This window comes from Aquimarina muelleri DSM 19832 (genome assembly GCF_000430665.1).
Taxonomy (GTDB): Bacteria; Bacteroidota; Bacteroidia; order Flavobacteriales; family Flavobacteriaceae; genus Aquimarina; species Aquimarina muelleri.
In genome coordinates, this window is record NZ_AUML01000005.1 from 161,996 (window position 1) to 180,171 (window position 18,176).

At 32.8% G+C, this 18,176-nt stretch carries 13 protein-coding genes; 3 read left to right on the top strand and 10 right to left on the bottom strand.

All coding sequences use genetic code 11. The features are described from left to right. The first annotated feature begins 386 nt into the window (after nt 1–386). Nucleotides 387–3,419 carry a M14 family zinc carboxypeptidase gene (locus H527_RS23040; protein ID WP_051316633.1) on the top strand — a complete coding sequence of 1,011 codons (3,033 nt, stop codon included), beginning with the start codon at nt 387–389 and terminating at the stop codon, nt 3,417–3,419. 65 nt (nt 3,420–3,484) lie between these two features. On the opposite strand, the gene H527_RS0104855 is transcribed toward H527_RS23040, so the two are convergent. The 7 genes from H527_RS0104855 to hemB form a co-directional block, all read right to left on the bottom strand. Next, the gene (locus H527_RS0104855) at nt 3,485–4,198 is read right to left on the bottom strand and encodes a 3'-5' exonuclease (RefSeq protein WP_027411663.1); all 714 of its coding nucleotides are present in this window, start codon (nt 4,196–4,198) and stop codon (nt 3,485–3,487) included. Further along, nucleotides 4,188–5,354 carry a serine hydrolase domain-containing protein gene (locus H527_RS0104860; RefSeq protein ID WP_035087421.1) on the bottom strand — a complete coding sequence of 389 codons (1,167 nt, stop codon included), beginning with the start codon at nt 5,352–5,354 and terminating at the stop codon, nt 4,188–4,190. Before H527_RS0104860 ends, H527_RS0104855 begins: the two co-directional genes overlap by 11 nt. A 371-nt stretch (nt 5,355–5,725) precedes the next feature. After that, nucleotides 5,726–6,205 (bottom strand): methylated-DNA--[protein]-cysteine S-methyltransferase, encoded by a 480-nt coding sequence (locus H527_RS0104870; protein WP_323054138.1) that lies wholly within the window; start codon nt 6,203–6,205, stop codon nt 5,726–5,728. Next, entirely contained in the window at nt 6,198–7,283 is a 1,086-nt protein-coding gene (locus H527_RS0104875; RefSeq protein WP_027411666.1) for a CNNM domain-containing protein, read from the bottom strand. The genes H527_RS0104870 and H527_RS0104875 overlap by 8 nt, the downstream gene beginning before the upstream one ends. 54 nt (nt 7,284–7,337) lie before the next feature. Further along, nucleotides 7,338–7,856 carry a DinB family protein gene (locus tag H527_RS0104880; protein ID WP_229809243.1) on the bottom strand — a complete coding sequence of 173 codons (519 nt, stop codon included), beginning with the start codon at nt 7,854–7,856 and terminating at the stop codon, nt 7,338–7,340. Then, a complete protein-coding gene (locus H527_RS0104885) occupies nt 7,853–8,254 on the bottom strand; it encodes a c-type cytochrome (protein WP_027411668.1) in 402 nt (133 codons plus the stop codon). The genes H527_RS0104880 and H527_RS0104885 overlap by 4 nt, the downstream gene beginning before the upstream one ends. Before the next feature lie 94 nt (nt 8,255–8,348). Then, nucleotides 8,349–9,326 carry a porphobilinogen synthase gene (hemB, locus tag H527_RS0104890; RefSeq protein ID WP_027411669.1) on the bottom strand — a complete coding sequence of 326 codons (978 nt, stop codon included), beginning with the start codon at nt 9,324–9,326 and terminating at the stop codon, nt 8,349–8,351. Nucleotides 9,327–9,562: 236 nt separating this feature from the next. On the opposite strand from hemB, the gene H527_RS0104895 reads away from it, so the two are divergent. After that, the gene (locus tag H527_RS0104895; RefSeq protein ID WP_027411670.1) at nt 9,563–10,453 is read left to right on the top strand and encodes an ABC transporter ATP-binding protein; all 891 of its coding nucleotides are present in this window, start codon (nt 9,563–9,565) and stop codon (nt 10,451–10,453) included. Between the two features lie 105 nt (nt 10,454–10,558). Further along, on the top strand, nt 10,559–14,161 hold the full coding sequence (locus H527_RS0104900; protein WP_027411671.1) for a M1 family aminopeptidase: 3,603 nt from the start codon (nt 10,559–10,561) through the stop codon (nt 14,159–14,161). A gap of 748 nt (nt 14,162–14,909) precedes the next feature. On the opposite strand, the gene H527_RS0104910 is transcribed toward H527_RS0104900, so the two are convergent. The 3 genes from H527_RS0104910 to tssD form a co-directional block, all read right to left on the bottom strand. Further along, entirely contained in the window at nt 14,910–15,956 is a 1,047-nt protein-coding gene (locus H527_RS0104910) for a toxin-antitoxin system YwqK family antitoxin (protein WP_027411673.1), read from the bottom strand. Nucleotides 15,957–15,966: 10 nt separating this feature from the next. Next, nucleotides 15,967–17,499 (bottom strand): hypothetical protein, encoded by a 1,533-nt coding sequence (locus H527_RS0104915; RefSeq protein ID WP_027411674.1) that lies wholly within the window; start codon nt 17,497–17,499, stop codon nt 15,967–15,969. Nucleotides 17,500–17,501: 2 nt separating this feature from the next. After that, nucleotides 17,502–18,176 (bottom strand): type VI secretion system tube protein TssD (gene tssD, locus H527_RS24185; RefSeq protein ID WP_027411675.1); only part of this gene is annotated, 675 nt, incomplete at its 5' end.

The window sequence follows — 18,176 nt, forward strand, 5'->3', positions numbered from 1 at the left end:
ACACTATTTTCATAATAGCATTCAAGTTTATAAACTCTAAAAAAAGAGATTATAGATAGTTTTAAAACAAAAAAGTATGTATTAATACAGAAAAAATAATTTTCTATATCCTTATAAGGATTTGAGGATATCTTCTGTGCACATCAAATGAATCTTAATCAATAACCTCGGAACAAGCTCACGAGGTACGCTTCTGGAAAATATATTTTGTTTTCGAGGCAAGCCTCGGAGAATTAAACTCCACAATGTGGATTAAACGCAACTTTATAAAAAAAATCTTCTTTATCCTATAGATTATAGAGCATCGTATTGTTTATATAGATTGATCTTTCTATATCCCTATAGGATTGAAAAGAATAAAAATTAACTCTTAAAACACACAAATCATGAAAAAAAATGTAACACCAACAAAATTGCATATCCTATGGGTTTGCGCTCTGTTTTTTATGTGCTCTATTTTTAAAACACAAGCACAAGAAAAATACTATCGGGTAGTTTTTGAAACCAATAAAAAACAATTAGAATCTTTACAAAAAAAAGGGCTAGATGTGGATCATTTTCATTTTGAAAATGAAAAAGTTACTGCAGAAATCTCTAATAGCGATCTTAAGTTACTTAAAGAAAATGATGTAAGGTATAAAATATTAATTCGTAACCTGTCCAAAAGAATTCCAAAAATAAATAAGAGAATTGATAAAAGTAATGCTCGAAAAGCAGCTAAATCCAATGCTCAAAAAGTACCTTCTCCGACAAATTTTTCTTTAGGTAGCATGGGAGGATTTCATAAACATGATGAAGCTATCGCTGCCTTAGACAAAATGAGGCAATTATATCCTCAACTTATCACTGTTAAATCTTCTATAGGAACAACTGTACAAGGAAGATCTATTTATATGGTAAAAATAAGTGATAATGCAGATACCGATGAGAATGAAGATGAAATGCTTTTTACCTCTATACACCATGCCAGAGAACCTATTGGACTTTCTCAAAATCTTTTCTATATGTGGTACCTTTTAGAAAATTATAACTCGAATCCAGAAATCAAAACACTAGTAGATAATACTGAATTATATTTTATACCCATTGTTAATCCCGACGGATATATCTATAACCAACAAACCAATCCTAATGGAGGAGGGTATTGGAGAAAAAATCGACGCAATAACGGAGGTAGTTATGGTATCGATCTAAATCGTAATTATGGATACCAATGGGCAGCACCAGGAGGTTCCTCTTCCTCTCCTAGTAGTGATCAATACCATGGACCTTCTAAATTTTCTGAACCCGAAACACAAGCTATGAGAGATTTTACCAATCAACATAATTTTGTAGCTGCATTAAACTATCATTCTTTTAGCAACCTCTTGATTCATCCATGGGGATATAAAGCAAATACATTTACCCCTGATCAAAGTACATTTGTAAAATTATGTACTTACATGACAGAAGAAAACGCCTATACTTATGGCACTCCAAATCAAACAGTAGGATATACTGCAGGAGGGAGCTCTGATGACTGGATGTATGGAGAACAAAGTTCTAAACCTAAAGTATTTGCTATGACTCCAGAGGTTGGCTCATCTAGCGATGGTTTTTGGCCAGCTTCTAGTAGGATTATTCCTTTGTGTAATGAAGTATTTCCTTTTAATCTGAAAATAATGCGAATGGCCACTAAATATGCCAAAGTAACCCCTTCTAACGTAAATCAAACTATTACAACAACAACTGGATCTGTAGCATATTCTATAAAACGCTTTAGTCTTAACCAAGCAAATTGGACTGTTAGTTTATCTTCTAACTCTACACATATAGCTTCTTTAGGGCAACCAAAACAATATAATAATATAACCTTTTTAGGTGCAGAAAATGGTAGTATCAATTTTGAATTAAAAACAACGACTCCATCAGGCACACAAATACCTGTTACTATTACTATAAATAATGGCTCTTGGGAGTATACCACAAATGTTACTATTACTTACAATGGCGGATCCACAAACTGTACTGCAACCGTACCTGGATCTGTAACCACATCAAATGTAACTACTACTACAGCTTCTATTAATTGGGATGCTGTATCTAATGCAACTTATGATGTAAGATATCGCCAAACAGGAACCGCTTCCTGGATTACCTCTGCAGAAAACGGAACTTCTAAAGTTATTACTGGATTAACAGCTTCTACAAATTATGAAGTACAAGTAAGAAGTAAATGTGCCGATGGTACTACTTCTAGCTATAGTGCATCTACCAGTTTTACAACAACTAATGGAAACCCTAATCCAACAAATTATTGTGCCTCTAATGGTAAAAGTACTGCAGATGAATACATAAGTAATGTAAAATTAAGAACTATTAATAAAACGTCTGCTGCAGCAACTGGAGGATACAGTGATTTTACTGCAGAATCTACTGAATTATCTAAAGGAAGTAATAACACTATAACAATCACCCCTACTTGGTCAGGAACTGTTTATAATGAAGGATATAGCGTATGGATTGATTATAATCAAGATGGGGATTTTACAGATGCAGGAGAGCAAGTATGGACAAAATCTGCCTCTAAAACAACCCCGGTAAACGGAAGTTTTACTGTTCCTGCAACTGCCAAAGATGGAAATACAAGAATGCGGGTTTCTATGAAATATAATGGAATCCCTACCTCTTGTGAATCCTTTAGTTATGGTGAAGTCGAAGATTATACTATAGTTATTACAGGCGCTGGTGGTGGTAGTGATACCGAGGCACCAACAGCGCCTACTGGATTAACAGCTTCTAATATAGCACAAACTACTGTAACCTTATCCTGGAATGCTGCTACAGATAATGTTGGGATAACAGAATATGATGTTTACCAAGGAAATACAATTACAACTTCTGTTTCTGGTACCACTGCTAATATTACTGGGTTAACGGCTAATACCACATATCAATTTAGTATTAAAGCTAAAGATGCAGCAGGAAACATATCTGTTTCTAGTACTGTCGTAGATGTAACTACGGCTAATAACTCAGATCCTTGTGCAGGAATTTCTCCATACAACTCTTCTACAAACTACCAACTAGGAGATAGAGTAACTTATCAAGGTAATCTTTATGAAAGAACTACTACAGGGTGGACAAATCTAGGTCCTTGTGGTGCTTTTGCAAGAAGCACTCCTTTAACGTTAGCTAAAGATGCTTTAGAGTTTTATCCTAACCCAGTAGTGGGAGACTTTATTACGGTAACCGTAAATAACAACTTATGGAAATCGGGCACTATATTAATTCTTGATGTTAATGGTAATATAGTACAGGAAATTAAGCTTAAGAATCAAGCTACTCAATTAGATACTTCAAATTTTGCTAGTGGAGCCTATTTTATAGCGCTTTTTAATGGATCAAAAAGCTACAGTAAGCAAATGATTATAAAGTAATATAGATTCACAATAAAACAAATAGCGTAATTAGCAGATCTAAAACTACTAATTACGCTATTTATTTATACAGAAATAACTTCTTCTTCTTGTAATAATTCTTCTTGCCGCAAACGAAGTAAAATCTGTGCAACAGCTACAGTATCTTTTTCACAATAAATTATAATACGATCTATATCTTCTTCCTCATAAAAAACTTGCCTTACTTGACTTCCATCAATATCATCCTTTGGTGATGGGATTCCTAATATGTTTGTTAGTAGTTTTAAAGAAGTATAATGTTTGTAATCCCCAAATTTCCATAAATCAAGAGTATCTAAATGTGGTACTTCCCAAGGTTTTTTACCAAAAAGATTTAATTTATGAGGCAGTGTTATATTATGAATAATCATTCTACGGGCTATATATGGAAAATCAAACTCTTTACCATTATGTGCACAAAGTAAATGATGAGGTGTATTAAAATGAGTTTCAATTATATTTTTAAAATCTATAAGTAGTTGTTTCTCTTCTCCGTAAAAAGATTTGGTTCTAAAAGATCGAGATTCTCCTCTAAAATTAAAATAGCCAACGGATATACAGACTATTTTTCCAAATTCTGCCCATATCCCTGCACGATCATAAAACGCTTCGGGAGAGAACTCTTCTTTACGCTGGTATTTTGTTTTATCTGCCCATAGATATTTCATTTCTTCACTAAGATCTTCAAAATCTTTATGCTCGGGAACCGTTTCTATATCCAGAAATAAAATATGTTCTAAATTTAGTTTATGAAGCATTTTCGAGCATTTTATAAGCTTCTTCTATATATACAAAAAAGTCTTCGGTAAAAGATTCTCCTGGCACAAATTGTCCTCGTTGATGTCCTAATCTTACAATCATGATATTGTCTTCTGGAATACAAATCACATATTGCCCTAAAATCCCTCGCATTGCAAATATCTTTTTATCTAAATGATTGGATAACCAAAACCCATATCCATACATCTGTCCGTCTTCAAATCTTGGAGTTATAGCCTGTTCTACAAATTCTTCTGATAGAATCTCTTCTCCTCCAAACATCCCTTTGTTTTTAAATAACATCCCAAAACGAGCAAAATCTCTTGCATTACTTGCGATACAACAATATGCTTTTTCCATTCCACTTTCTTCGCTATCCAATTGCCAAATTGCTTCATTTTGCATCCCCATTGGTTTCCAAAAACTTTGACTTAGATAAGAAGATAACCGTTGCCCAGTTGCTTTTTCTATAACCATTCCTAGCAATTGGGTATTTCCACTCAAATATTTGTACCCTTTACCTGGCATCTCTATTGTTTTAAGCCCTAGTATAACATCCCTAATATTAGGGTCATAATACGCTCTTGCTGTAACAGAAAAAGGACTTGTATAACTCTCCTCCCAATTAAGCCCAGAAGACATGGAGGATAAATCTCCTACAGTCATCTTTGCGGCTATTCCTTTTGAAAATTCTGGAAAAAAATCTCCTACTGGTTGCTCCAGACTCTTAATATGTCCATCCATAATCGCTTTTCCTAGCATAGCAGTAACTATACTTTTTGCCATAGAAAAAGAATTGGTTTTAGAGTCTTTAGTATATCCATCTGCATAGTTTTCATACCAGATACTATCATTTTTTACAATCATAAAAGCTACTGTACCTAACTCGCTATTAATAGAATTAAGTCTATCTGTAGATTGCGCTTTATTATACTCAGGATGTATTGCCCATGTAATTGTAGCATTACCATTTTCTATACTTCGATTATCAAAATAAGAATGATCATCTATATAAGCAGTAGTATGACCTGTCATATAGACTACTCTAACTCCTTTAAGAATATAGTCATAATCAAAAACATATAATAATACTATACAAAGCAAAGTAATACCAAGTAGTCCTTTAAGAAAAAAGTTGAGTAAGCGTTTTATCATTTTATGAAAGATTGATTTGTTATTATTGCAGTAAATACAAATTTCTCACTTAGCTAATGTATGAAAATTAATTGCAGTTCTTGCCTTGGCAAAACTATTAAATTTACCAATACAATCTTTCTTTTTATTAAGCCTATAATCATATAATGAAAAAAGTTTTATTACTTGTTTTTCTGCTTTTAGTTTTTAAAAAATCCCCTCGTAAAACAAAAGACAACTATTATCAACTTATAGCTACAAATAAATATTTGCTTACTTTTTTTTCTTATAAATGATGAAAAAAAAAGCATTTGTTCTAAGAGAGCGAGCAGAATATGCTTTGGAATAAAAAATTTGAAGAGCTCTTTAATAACAAGGTTTATTAATCTCTTTTAAAACAAGGACTGTTGTTTTACTGGATTTTCATGCTCGAGTAACCATTTTTTTCTCCATAAACCACCCGCATAACCAGTTAAAGAGCCATCACTACCAATAACACGGTGACAAGGCACTATAATCCACAATGGATTTTTTCCATTGGCACTTGCGGCAGCTCGTATACATTTTGGATCTCCTAATCGCTTAGCCATATCCAGATATGTAGTTGTTTTTCCAAAAGGGATAGTAAGCAATTCATCCCACACTTTTTTTTGAAAATCAGTGCCAGAAGGATTCAAAAGCAGGTCAAAATTAGTACGATTACCTTCAAAATATTCTTGCAGTTGTGTAACCGCATCTTGTAAAAAAGCAGGAATATTGGTAGAAGATATACTGGAAGAAGTTTTTGTTACAGAAACACTCGAAACACCATTCTTGTCACCAGTTATAGTAGCGATACCCAATGGTGTTTCTATATATACCGAATTAATCATTCTTTTTATCTTCTACAATACCTAAGCGTTTAGCTCTATATTCCCAATTTTTGCGTGCAAGATCTTGCATATTAGCATCGGTATCACTTTCATCTATTATTTCGAGACCTAATAAAGTTTCGATCACATCCTCCATAGTAACCAAACCACTTACAGATCCATACTCATCTACTACTACAGATATATGATTTTTATTTATTATTAATTCATTAAACAATTCGGGAATAGGAAGATTTCTATTGGTAAACATGATTGGTCTTTTAATGTCTGCCAACGTTTTTTCCCCATTTTGATTTGCCATTTCTTTAAAGACCTCATCTTTTAATACTAATCCTGTAATATTATCGGTTTTATCTTTATACACTGGTATTCTGGAAAATCTAAGATTTTGGTTTTCTTTAAAAAAATCAGAAATACTCATATTCTCTGATGCCATTTTCATGACTGTTCTAGGGGTCATTACATCTTTAATAAATATCTCTTTAAAAGCTAGCAGGTTTTTAATCACTTTAGATTCTGATTCTTCAAAAACACCTTCTTCGTGAGCAATATCTGTCATTACTGTAAAATCTTCTCTACTTAATACAGATCCATGATGCCCTTTTCCACCAATAAGCTTGGTAGTAAGTCTTAATACCCATAATATCCCTGTATATTTTAAAGGAGCAATTAAAACTAGTAGTGCTTTTGAGGTAAAATTTGCGAGTTGTTTCCAAAACGTTGCTCCTATGGTTTTGGGGATAATTTCAGAAACTACTAAAATCAATAACGTCATAATAGTAGAAACTATACCCACCATATTAACTCCTAGGATTTCAAATTTATAAGGCAAGGATTCTGCCTGTACTCCTACCAAAATAGCTCCTACGGTATGTGCAATTGTATTTAGAGTTAAGATGGCAATAAGAGGTTGATCTACATCTTTTTTTAAACCTTCGAGTGTAGTTGCATAAGGTTTTCCTTCCTTTTTTTTAACGTTAATAAATGTGGGGGTAACGCTAAGTAATACCGCCTCTAGTATAGAACATAAAAACGAAAAGAAAATAGAAAGTACTGCGTAAATAATAAGTAAAGTCATCTTATTTTTAGTTAAGTATAAAATACAGTTTTTAAAAATATTTTTTAAGCATCTTTACCACCCTACATATTTTGGCGGCTTAATATCATTTAAATTAAGGTAGACAATTAATTGCCCTCTATGGTGTGTTACATGATCCTGTAATAGATTAAGAATTTGAAGTTTTGATTTTCGACCTGCAAAGAAGTCTGTTTCTGTCTGCAATGTATCCTCTTTTGTATTCTGTATTTGAGTATATACTTTATCAAATGCATTGGTTAATAATCTAATAATGTCTGCTTTTTTTTCAGGAAGGTTTTCTTTTAACTTCTTTTTATCTAATTGTTCTAAAGAAAAATAGGTAGTTCCTAACCATGTCATATTTTCTCGAATATGAAGTAATTGATCTTTAAAACTCATCTCTCTATCCGTAGGTTTAAACCCAAATTTATCTTCTGGCATCTGCTCTGCTATTTCTAAAAGGTAATCTTTAGAGTTTTTCCACTTTTCTAAAAAAGCTGTTTTTGCAGAAAACTGTTGGGATATTACAGAACCTGATAATAAAAAGAAAAATATTAAAAACCTATACATCATTGTGTTTTTCCTTTACTTACATCCATCATATATATTTTTACAGCCTCTAATTCTTCGGGCGTAAATGTTTTGATAATAGCAAAATTTGTTTTCATAACTGCATACGTTTCTGGATCTACAATAGGCTCTGCATTTTGTTTTAAAAACGCAATTATATCTCCATTTTGCTCTTTATACACTTTTATGATCTCTTGTATTGAGGGACCAATAGATTTTTTATCAGTCTTATGGCAGGTATAACATTTTCCTTTGCCATTAAATACACTTTTGCCTAAATCAAAGGTAGAGATCTCTTGTTTTTTTGTTTCTATAGTAAGCTCTTCTTTTTCTTTTTTTTCAGATTTACAACCTGTAGAAAAAAGTACAATTCCGAAAAGGAGTGTTATTATTTTTTGCATGTAAATACTTAGTGTTTATATCTGTTTTTCATTTTTTTCGATATTATTTAAATATCCCCAACAAATTGAACGAAAAACTCTAATTCTAACTTATTTAATTACCTAAAAGTTTTACAACATCTTTTGCAAAATAACTTGCAATAATTTGTGCTCCGGCTCTTTTAATAGCGGTTACTTGTTCTAGCATTACTGCATTATGATCCAACCATCCTTTTTCTGCTGCTGCCTTCACCATAGCGTACTCCCCGCTTACCTGATATACTGCTACTGGTACATCTACTGCATCTTTTATATCTCGTACTATATCCAAATAACACAATCCGGGTTTTACCATTACAATATCTGCACCTTCATCGATATCCATAAGGGTTTCTTTAATAGCTTCATCCCTATTGGCAAAATCCATCTGATATGTTTTTTTATCTCCAAATCCTGGTGCAGAATCTAATGCATCTCTAAAAGGACCGTAAAAAGCAGATGCATATTTGGCACTATAGCTCATAATACCAGTATTCTTAAAGTTTTCTTTTTCCAAAAGTTCGCGCATAGCAAGTATTCGTCCATCCATCATATCGCTTGGTGCTACAAAATCAGCACCAGCTTGTGCATGGGATAAGGACATTTCTGCCAAAACTTTACAGGTTTCATCATTAATAATATATCCGTTTTCTACAATTCCATCATGCCCGTACGAAGAAAATGGATCCAAAGCTACATCAGTCATAACTAACATTTCAGGAACGGTTTCTTTTACTGTTTTGACCGCTCGTTGCATTAATCCATCTGGATTTAATGCTTCTGTTCCTTTATTATCTTTAAGAGCATCAGACACTTTTACAAAAAGTAATACCGATTTTAACCCTAATGACCAAAGCTCTTTAATTTCGATTTTTAAAGTATCTAAACTATACCTGTAATACCCTGGCATAGAAGCAATTTCTTCTTTTAAATTTTTTCCTTCTACGACAAATATTGGCACTAAAAAATCATGTGGTGTAATCGTGTTTTCTCTAACCAAAGAGCGAATAGCATCATTGGTTCTTAATCTTCTGTTTCTTCGAAGTTGTTGCATTATGATATGTAAATTTGATACTGGTAAAGATACTTATATATCTATTATAGGTCACTAATTTTAAGATAGGTTTAAAAATGTTTACGGTAAGAAGAGAGTATTATTTGTTTTTTTTAATCTTTTTTTGCTACAAATAAAAACGTAAAATACTCCTTTTATATTTCTTTTAATTTTGTAACAAAACCTATATAAAACCTACTAACATTAAAATATCTAACTAGCAAATTTTAAAAAGTATGCTTACCATAAAAAATCTCAATAAAACGTATCCCAACGGAACGCAAGCATTAAACAATGTTAATTTGACTTTAGAGAAAGGGATGTTCGGGCTATTAGGCCCTAACGGTGCAGGAAAATCTACCTTAATGCGAACCATAGCTACGTTACAATTAGCAGATACTGGTACTATTGAGTTTGATGGTATAGATGTTTTTAAACAACCACAAGAATTGCGAAAAGTGTTAGGGTATTTACCTCAGGATTTTGGAGTATACCCAAAGGTTTCTGCAGAAATGATGCTTAATCATATTGCCAAAGTAAAAGGAATTACCAACGCCTCAGACCGTAAAAACTATGTTGCCGATTTATTACACAAAGTAAATCTTTATAAATTTAGAACTCGAAATTTGGGGGATTACTCTGGTGGTATGCGACAACGTTTTGGTATAGCACAAGCATTATTAGGCAATCCAAAACTAATAATTGTGGATGAACCAACGGCTGGTCTGGATCCTCTAGAGCGTAATCGTTTTCATAATCTATTAAGTGAATTAGGAGAGAATGCAGTTGTTATTTTAAGTACACACATAGTAGATGATGTTACTAATTTATGTCAAAATATGGCTGTTTTTAATGAAGGTAAAATCTTGCAACAAGGAAATCCACAAGTATTATCAGACACCTTAAACCATAAAGTTTTTAAAAAGAAAATTGAAAAATCTGAACTGGAGAATATGGAAAAAGAATTTACCGTACTATCCAACTACTTAAGGGGAGGTGAATTCTATGCAAATATTTATAGTGAATTTAATCCCGGCAACGGATTTGAACTTATCCATAATACTCTGGAAGATTTCTATTTTTATTGTATTAACAAAAAAGAAGAACCAGAAAAAGTAATTATATAAGTAAACATTATATTACCTCTAATGTTTGCCAAAATACCTTTTGATATTTTATACGATACTTAATTAAGTTGAAGTATACCCCCTCTAAAAAATACATATAAACGGATGAAAGAAATATTTCTATTCGAATTACAATATCGATTAAAAAGACCTGCTACTTGGATCTATATGGCTTTAGGTTTAGGGATTGCAGTTTTAATCTCTATACTGCAAAGATCCTCTACCGCAGAATTTGTAAATAGCCCAAGTAGTATAACCAGTGTTACTGCTGGTTTATCTATTATCTCTATTTTCTTTTATGCTGCAATTATGGGAGTTCCTATTTTTAGGGATCAGGATCATAAAACAGCACAAACCTATTTTACATTTCCTATCCCTCAAAAATCGTATGTATTGGGTAGGTTTTTAGGTAGTTTTACTATCGTAAGTATGCTTAACATGTTTATCGTTATAGGTATACTAGTAGGCTTTGGTATCGGAGATTTTTTAGACCGACCCGATTATGGAGATTATGATACTTTTACTATTTCTTCTTATATACTACCATTTATATTCTTACTGCAAATCAATGCCTTTTTAGTAGGTTCCCTGTTTTTTTGCTTGATGGCTTTTTTTAAGAAAATGCCTATTATCTATCTGGGTGGAATTTGTTTATTCTTATTCAATACCTTATCCAAAAGCCTTTTAGGGGATATAGATAACCAGTGGCTAAGTATTTATCTGGATCCATTTGGAAGTCAAGCATACAGTTATATCAAAAAATATTGGTCTATCAATGAACTTAATATAAATCAGTTACCAATATATGGCAAGTTTCTGGCAAATCGACTCCTTTGGTTGGGCATAGGACTCTTCCTCTTTTTAATTACCTATTTTAGATTTGATTACAAAAAGTTTTTACTTTCTGGTAAAAAAGAAACAAAGACCGATGATATCCCATATACTCCATCCTTAATTACTTCAATAACACAAGTGTTTTCCAAAAAAACACAACGTCAAAATTTACTTTCTCTTAGTAAAATCGAATTTCTATCTATTATTAAAGATCCTGTTTTTAGTATTCTTTTGGTAATAGGCATTATCATTTCTATAGTTACCATTTTTCTTGCTAATGAAACCTATGGCACTCCCAATTTACCATTAACCAGATATGTTATGGTTTTTGTATCTGGTGGCATTTCTTTATTATCTATTATTATTTTGGTTATTTATTCTGGTGAAGCTGTACACAGAACCAGAAAAAATAAAACTTTTGTCTTTTATGATGCACTACCCATTAGTGATGCAAGTTTATACTTCTCCAAAATTATTTCTTTATTAGGAGTTGCAATTATCCTCACTTTGGTTAACATCGTTATAGGAGTTCTGTTTCAAACTTTTAATGGCTATTTTGTTTATGAGTTGGATATGTATCTGGTATATACTTTTGGTATGGTATTACCAGGTTTTATAACTACTGTTTTACTCGCATTTTTTGTTCATGTATTGGTAAATAACAAATTTTTAGGGCATTTTATCGTAATACTTTTATATATAGGGTTACCCTTATTAATTGCTTTGGCTTTTAAAAGTACCAATCCAATGCTTATTTATGGTGGCACTCCTCCGTTTTTTATAAGTGATCTTAATGGTTTTGGTCATTATCTAACCGGGATTACCTGGTTAAACTTATACTGGATATTACTAACTACAATACTAATGTTGGTAGCAAAATTATTTTGGAGCAGAGGCTTCTTTTCTACCGCAAAAGAAAGAATAACACTTGCTAAACAAAGAGTTTCTACTCCAACTTTAGTTTCATTTTTAATCGTTATAGCAGCTTTTATATCTGTTGCAGGTTATAGTTATTATAATCTACAGGTTTTAAATAGAATGGTAGATGGTAACAACTCTGAAAAAATAGAAGCGAATGCCGAAAAAAAATATGCAAAATATATTGGTCAGCCACATCCACAGGTAACCGATTTAAAGGCATATATTGATGTCTTTCCTAAAAAACGCAATGTAAAAGCCAAAGGAGAATATAAAATCATTAATAATAACAGTACTGCTATAGATACTTTATTATTAGAGGTACAATATCCAACATCAAACACACAATTAACAAAAGTACTTTATAACGGTATGCAACTCACCCCCGTAGTTAGTGATTCTGTATATCGAATGTTTTTTTATAAGTTGCCCAAGACAATGCAACCTAATGAAAGAGCAAATCTTACTATAGAGGTATTTGCAGAAACCAAAGGATTTTCTAACCATATGGAAACCGAAGTATTAAACAACGGTTCCTTTTTTAACAATAGTATATTCCCAAGGTTTCATTATGAAAGAAGTTTGGTAGATAATGGGGTGCGTATAAAACATGGTTTAAAAAAATTAGACTATTTAAATCCTCCTCGTACAGATTCTACCGCACTAAAGAAAAACTTATTTAATGAAGATGCTAACTACATTAATTTTGAAGCAGTAGTTAGTACTGCTGCTGATCAAACCGCTTTGGCCCCCGGTAAACTGGTTAAAAGGTGGGAAGAAAACAACAGGGCTTATTATCATTATAAACTAGAATCTACAACCGATCTTTTCTTTAATGTGGTATCGGCTACATACGATATCAAAAAATCTAGTTGGATAGCCCCTAGTGGTAAAAAAGTAGCTATCGAAATTTATCATTCACCAAAACACAAACGTAACCTGCAACATTTTATAGATGGCGTGCAAGTAGCATTAGAGTATTGCTCTACAAATTTTTATGAATATCCAAACTCGGTACTTAGGATTGTGGAGTTTCCTGCACATGCAACTTTTGCACAATCTTTTGCAACTACTATCCCCTATTCTGAAGATTTTGGGTTTGCTGCAAATTTTGATAAAGCAAAAGATTTTAATTACGCCTTTAGAGTAACTACTCACGAAGTAGCACACCAATGGTGGGGACATTTGGTTACCCCCAGCAAAACATCTGGAGCTAATATTATATCAGAAACTTTGGCAGAATACACTTCTTTAATGACAATGAAGCATCAATATGGAGAGAATGGTATTAAAAATTTTTTAAAATATTCTTTAGATCAATATTTAAGAGGCAGAGCGTTTAGTTTTAAACCAGAGCGATCCTTAATTAACGTAGAAACTGGGCAACATATCTGGTATCAAAAAGGATCTATGGTTATGTACGAATTACAGGATATTATTGGGGAAGACAAGATTAATCGCGCCTTAAAAGAGTTTATGCTAGAATACAAAGGTTTTAAAAAAGGAGTCTACCCTACTTCAGAAAATCTATATGATGCTATCTACAAAATTGCACCAGATTCTCTTAAATATGCTGTAGAGGACGGTTTTAAAAAAATAGTGCTTTATGAAAACAGAGTAGCAAAAGCCAAAACCAAAAAATTAGATAACGGCACATACGAAACTATTTTTACTGTAGATTCTAAAAAAATATATTATAGCGATACTGGTAAAGAAGAGCGTACAGACGATTCCACAAATTATATTGAAATAGGGTTGTTTGGTGAAGATATTGTGGATACAAAAGATGTCCCGATAAAAAATCCATATTACCTGGAACGAAAATGGCTACAACCTGGCGAAAATACATTTACTATTATAACGGATAAAAAACCGATAAAAGCAGGTATAGATCCGTATAATAAATTAATCGATCGTAACTCTGATGACAACCTGCAACCGGTTGCAGAAGAGTAATTTTAATCTTCGATTATTCTTAAAACCACGATGCAAGCGCGCTGTTTGGATCGTGATTTTTTTTAGACGGAAAGGTAATACCGTTATTTGAGTAGAGCGTCTGCTTTTTGTCATCCTAGTGCATACTGGGATCCATACGTACTATTCCATATTCAGGGCGTTTATGGATTCCAACCTCCGTTGGAATGACAAACATAATGGATCCCGTTTTTCAATACGATGACAAGACTGCTTTAACGTGACCCAAAAAGGGTTTGGCGATAGTGGGGTTTTGGCATTATCTAATAACAGCTTGTTATAGTCTTTTACATCCTTCATTATTTTATGTCCCTCTTGCGTTGCAATAACATCTGCTACCATAAATAACGCACTTAAAGCCTCTGATAATGCCCAAGTAAGTTCGCCTGTTGCAAAATCAGGAAACTTTTTATATTATTTTCTTACTCTTACCTACCAAAGTTTGACATCACCCGAAAGGATTTGGGCGATAACAGGGGCAAAGTCTCCCGACTTGGAGTGATTTACTTTATGCTTAGTTTTCGGTATTTACTACTACCTATTTTGTTATCTTTTAAATATCGTTTTTAATTATTCCGCGAAGTCAGGAGGCTTTTTTATATTATTTTCTTAGTCTAACCTACCAAAGTCTGACATCACCCGAAAGGATTCGGGCGATAGCGGGGGACCAGATGCTACCCAAACCCCTTGTGGGTTGTCTTCTGGACCATAGGCTACGATCATGTTTTCATCATTTTATAAAAACTCGTTCTACAAGTTCTCCATCTTTATAGGTTTCTGTGTAAAGAAGTTCGCCTTTTGTATTGTTTTTGTAACTATAGAATTTCCATTCTCCTATCTTTTCTCCTTGGTTATATTCTCCCTCAGAATATGAATACAAATTTTCTATACCCCATTTCTTATTTTTGTAAGCTAAATTTCTATCTAAATATAAGTCTTTCCAATTACCCGATTTTAGATGATTTTTTACTTCTCCTTCATTTAAAATAGTATCCTGTTGATTAAAAAACCTTACAATTTTTCCATTATTTTTAATTTTCCATTTTTCATATCTGATAAAATAACCTTGATTTTCTCCATAATTAAAATCTTTAGTATGAATAATATAATCATTGTCTATATATGAAAGTCGATAATCCCCTCCTAAACTATAATTGCCTTCAAAATGATTCAATGTAATTTGATCAATAATTTTATTTCCTTTAATTACAATAAGTTCTCCATAGGAGACACTAAACGGAAATTCCTTATCTGGATTAAGTCTTTCTTTTGAGAACCAAAGACCCAAAACCTGTACAGAATCATTTTTATTGGGAAACCGAGCAATAGAATATTCGAATATTTTTTCAAAATTAATAGTAATATTTCGATAGTCATTTTCTACATTTAAAAAAAAACTTAGGCTCTTGATTTCTCTTTTTGAAACTTTATACTTCTCAGATTTATATCCTTCGTAAAAGCCTAGTAATCTATTTATTTTTTTTTCATCATTTGATACTTTTCTTTTACTATCATAAGGGCTTCCAAAATTCCACTCTTTTGGAAACTCATACTCTATTAAAGATTTATTTCCTATAGGTAGTTTTAGTGGGGTCATAGAATCTATAAAAGAAAAATCTTTGTTTTGAGGTTTTTCTTTTATAAAAGTAACTGTATCTCTTTCTTCTATAAAATTTTTATTGAGTTTTTCTTTATTAAGATTTAAGGATTGAGTTTTTTGTTCTTTACAATTCGTTATAAAAAACAAAAAAGATATAAGTACTATTATATTTTTCATAACCTAAATATTAATTAAGAATAAGAAGTTTATTACTATCAAAATCTCCTGCATGTAAATGATCTTCATGACCACTAATTGCTGTTGCGTTAGTAAGAGAAGGTAACCAACTTATTGTTGTTACTTGAACACCATTTATAATTTTATACCCATAACCTTTATAAACGTTGTCAAAATAAAAATCATTAAAAGCATTAACTTTTAATTGTTCTCTTGTTAAAGTAGCTAAATAAGCAGTATCCACACTATCTCCATTAGGGTGCGTAACACTAGGATAACTGGTAGCATCTGCAAAGCACATACCTGTACAAACGATATCTTCTCTATCTAATTGAATCAAGCTTCCTAAAAAACCAGCAAAACTTTCTGGATTACAATATCTTCTTGCTGTATTTCTATATGTAAATGTGGCTCTAACCCTATTACTTCCCGTTTCTTGATTAAAATTTAAATTATCTGGCATTCTTATTAAATTTACTAAATCATTAAGATTATTAGGGTTAGCAAGTGGATAACGTCTATATCCGTATGCTTGACCGTATGAAATAATTGAACCATCTGCATAATGATAATTAGTTTCTGCATCACCACCTTCAGGAGCTGGAACAGAACTCGTAAAATTGTTATAGGTAGATTGAAATAAAGTTGTTGAAACTCTTTGCCCATTGTTTCTTCTTCTTGCCGTAGAAAGTGGACACTCGCAAATTTCATAGCAATTATCAATCCCGTTATAAAAGAAATATTTTACATCTGTAGAAAAAGTATTTTCGATACTTGCAATTCTCCTTCTTACCACTTCTCCGTTATGTGTATGTGTCCCTAAAGGATTAAACAAATTATCCCCATGATAGATTTCGTATACATTTTTGTTTTGCAGCGTAAACCGATGCCCATCGGTATTCATAAAACGACCAGATGCTACCCAAACCCCTTGTGGGTTCTCTTCTGGACCATAGGCTACGATCATGTTTGCATCCTCGTGTGCGATTTCTATTTCTATAGCAGGCAGATCTTGCCCCGCATTGCTAATGTTTTCTGCCCAGGTATCAAAAACTGCCCTTGTGTTAGGGCGCAAAGATACTTTAATAATAGCGGTATCGGTAAACTCATCTACATTACCATAGGGGCAATCACCATTACTATCGTTTAGCGCGGTAGTATCTCCTACTTGTACAGTAATACTTTCTATAGCAGCAGTACCATCGGTAATTTGCAAGGTCTGCTCTGCGGTACCAGTAAGATTGCAATCTGCTGTTTTTAGCGTTACCGTTAGGCTTGCTCTTTCTGTAGATAGTATATTTTGGTTAAGTGGTATAAAATTTTCTGTTTCTACAAGTATGTACATATCCCTGCCCAATATGCCTTGGTGTATCTCATTAAAAGCTACTGTGGGTGCGGTAGCTGCGGTGTCTCCTTGTGCAGGAGTGCCTGCGGTTACTACCTTTTGTGCAAAATATGCATTGGTGATACGTGGGGTAACAATGGTTAAATCTTCAAAAGTTGCACTTATATGCGGGTGATCGGTAAACCATACTCTGCCCATAACTAATTTTGTGTTTGTTGTGTGATTGCTTTTAACGATAATCTCATGGTATCTGCAGTAACGGTAACGGTTAACAAATCGCCTTGTAGTATTGCCCCGTTGTACTCATAATCGAGGGCATTGTTTGCCAAATCTATGGTTGCTTCTTTACCTGTAGCATTGGTAGTTTTTAGTATATAATAAATCTCATCGCCTGCTTTTAGTTTTCTTTGTGGTATGGTATTACCTTGTAGATCTTCATAATAGCTTTCTGTAATCTCTGGTTCTCCTTCTACCACTTCTGCAGATCGATATGGCATTTGTTTACTTGGTGGGATATAGCTTTTGTTCCACCGTCTAATTATAGGGTATCCATAATCTTGTATCGCAGGAGAAATGGTAATCGTAGTCAACATTGGGGTTTCGCCATTAGTAGCAAAAACCTCTCTATACTCTACTATGGCAGCATCATTAAATTTATATCTTTTTAAAGGGGGATTATCAAAAGAGTTAAAGTAAAATACCACCTCTCCTTCGCTTAAATAATAAAAATCTTCATTTTTTTTATTATGTACCGATGGCATTTGCATAAAGTACAAAAACACCTCCTCGTTATAACCTGTTATAAAAGTACATTCTATTAATCCCCCCAATACCATAGGGGCAGGTTTTCCTTTTTTGTCTATAAGCGTTTGGTA

Bases quoted from the DNA above. Each gene is read 5' to 3' on its own strand.
- H527_RS23040 (WP_051316633.1), top strand. From the start codon at position 387: ATGAAAAAAAATGTAACACCAACAAAATTGCATATCCTATGGGTTTGC.
- H527_RS0104855 (WP_027411663.1), bottom strand. From the start codon at position 4,198: ATGCTTCATAAACTAAATTTAGAACATATTTTATTTCTGGATATAGAA.
- H527_RS0104860 (WP_035087421.1), bottom strand. From the start codon at position 5,354: ATGATAAAACGCTTACTCAACTTTTTTCTTAAAGGACTACTTGGTATT.
- H527_RS0104870 (WP_323054138.1), bottom strand. From the start codon at position 6,205: ATGATTAATTCGGTATATATAGAAACACCATTGGGTATCGCTACTATA.
- H527_RS0104875 (WP_027411666.1), bottom strand. From the start codon at position 7,283: ATGACTTTACTTATTATTTACGCAGTACTTTCTATTTTCTTTTCGTTT.
- H527_RS0104880 (WP_229809243.1), bottom strand. From the start codon at position 7,856: ATGATGTATAGGTTTTTAATATTTTTCTTTTTATTATCAGGTTCTGTA.
- H527_RS0104885 (WP_027411668.1), bottom strand. From the start codon at position 8,254: ATGCAAAAAATAATAACACTCCTTTTCGGAATTGTACTTTTTTCTACA.
- hemB (WP_027411669.1), bottom strand. From the start codon at position 9,326: ATGCAACAACTTCGAAGAAACAGAAGATTAAGAACCAATGATGCTATT.
- H527_RS0104895 (WP_027411670.1), top strand. From the start codon at position 9,563: ATGCTTACCATAAAAAATCTCAATAAAACGTATCCCAACGGAACGCAA.
- H527_RS0104900 (WP_027411671.1), top strand. From the start codon at position 10,559: ATGAAAGAAATATTTCTATTCGAATTACAATATCGATTAAAAAGACCT.
- H527_RS0104910 (WP_027411673.1), bottom strand. From the start codon at position 15,956: ATGAAAAATATAATAGTACTTATATCTTTTTTGTTTTTTATAACGAAT.
- H527_RS0104915 (WP_027411674.1), bottom strand. From the start codon at position 17,499: ATGGGCAGAGTATGGTTTACCGATCACCCGCATATAAGTGCAACTTTT.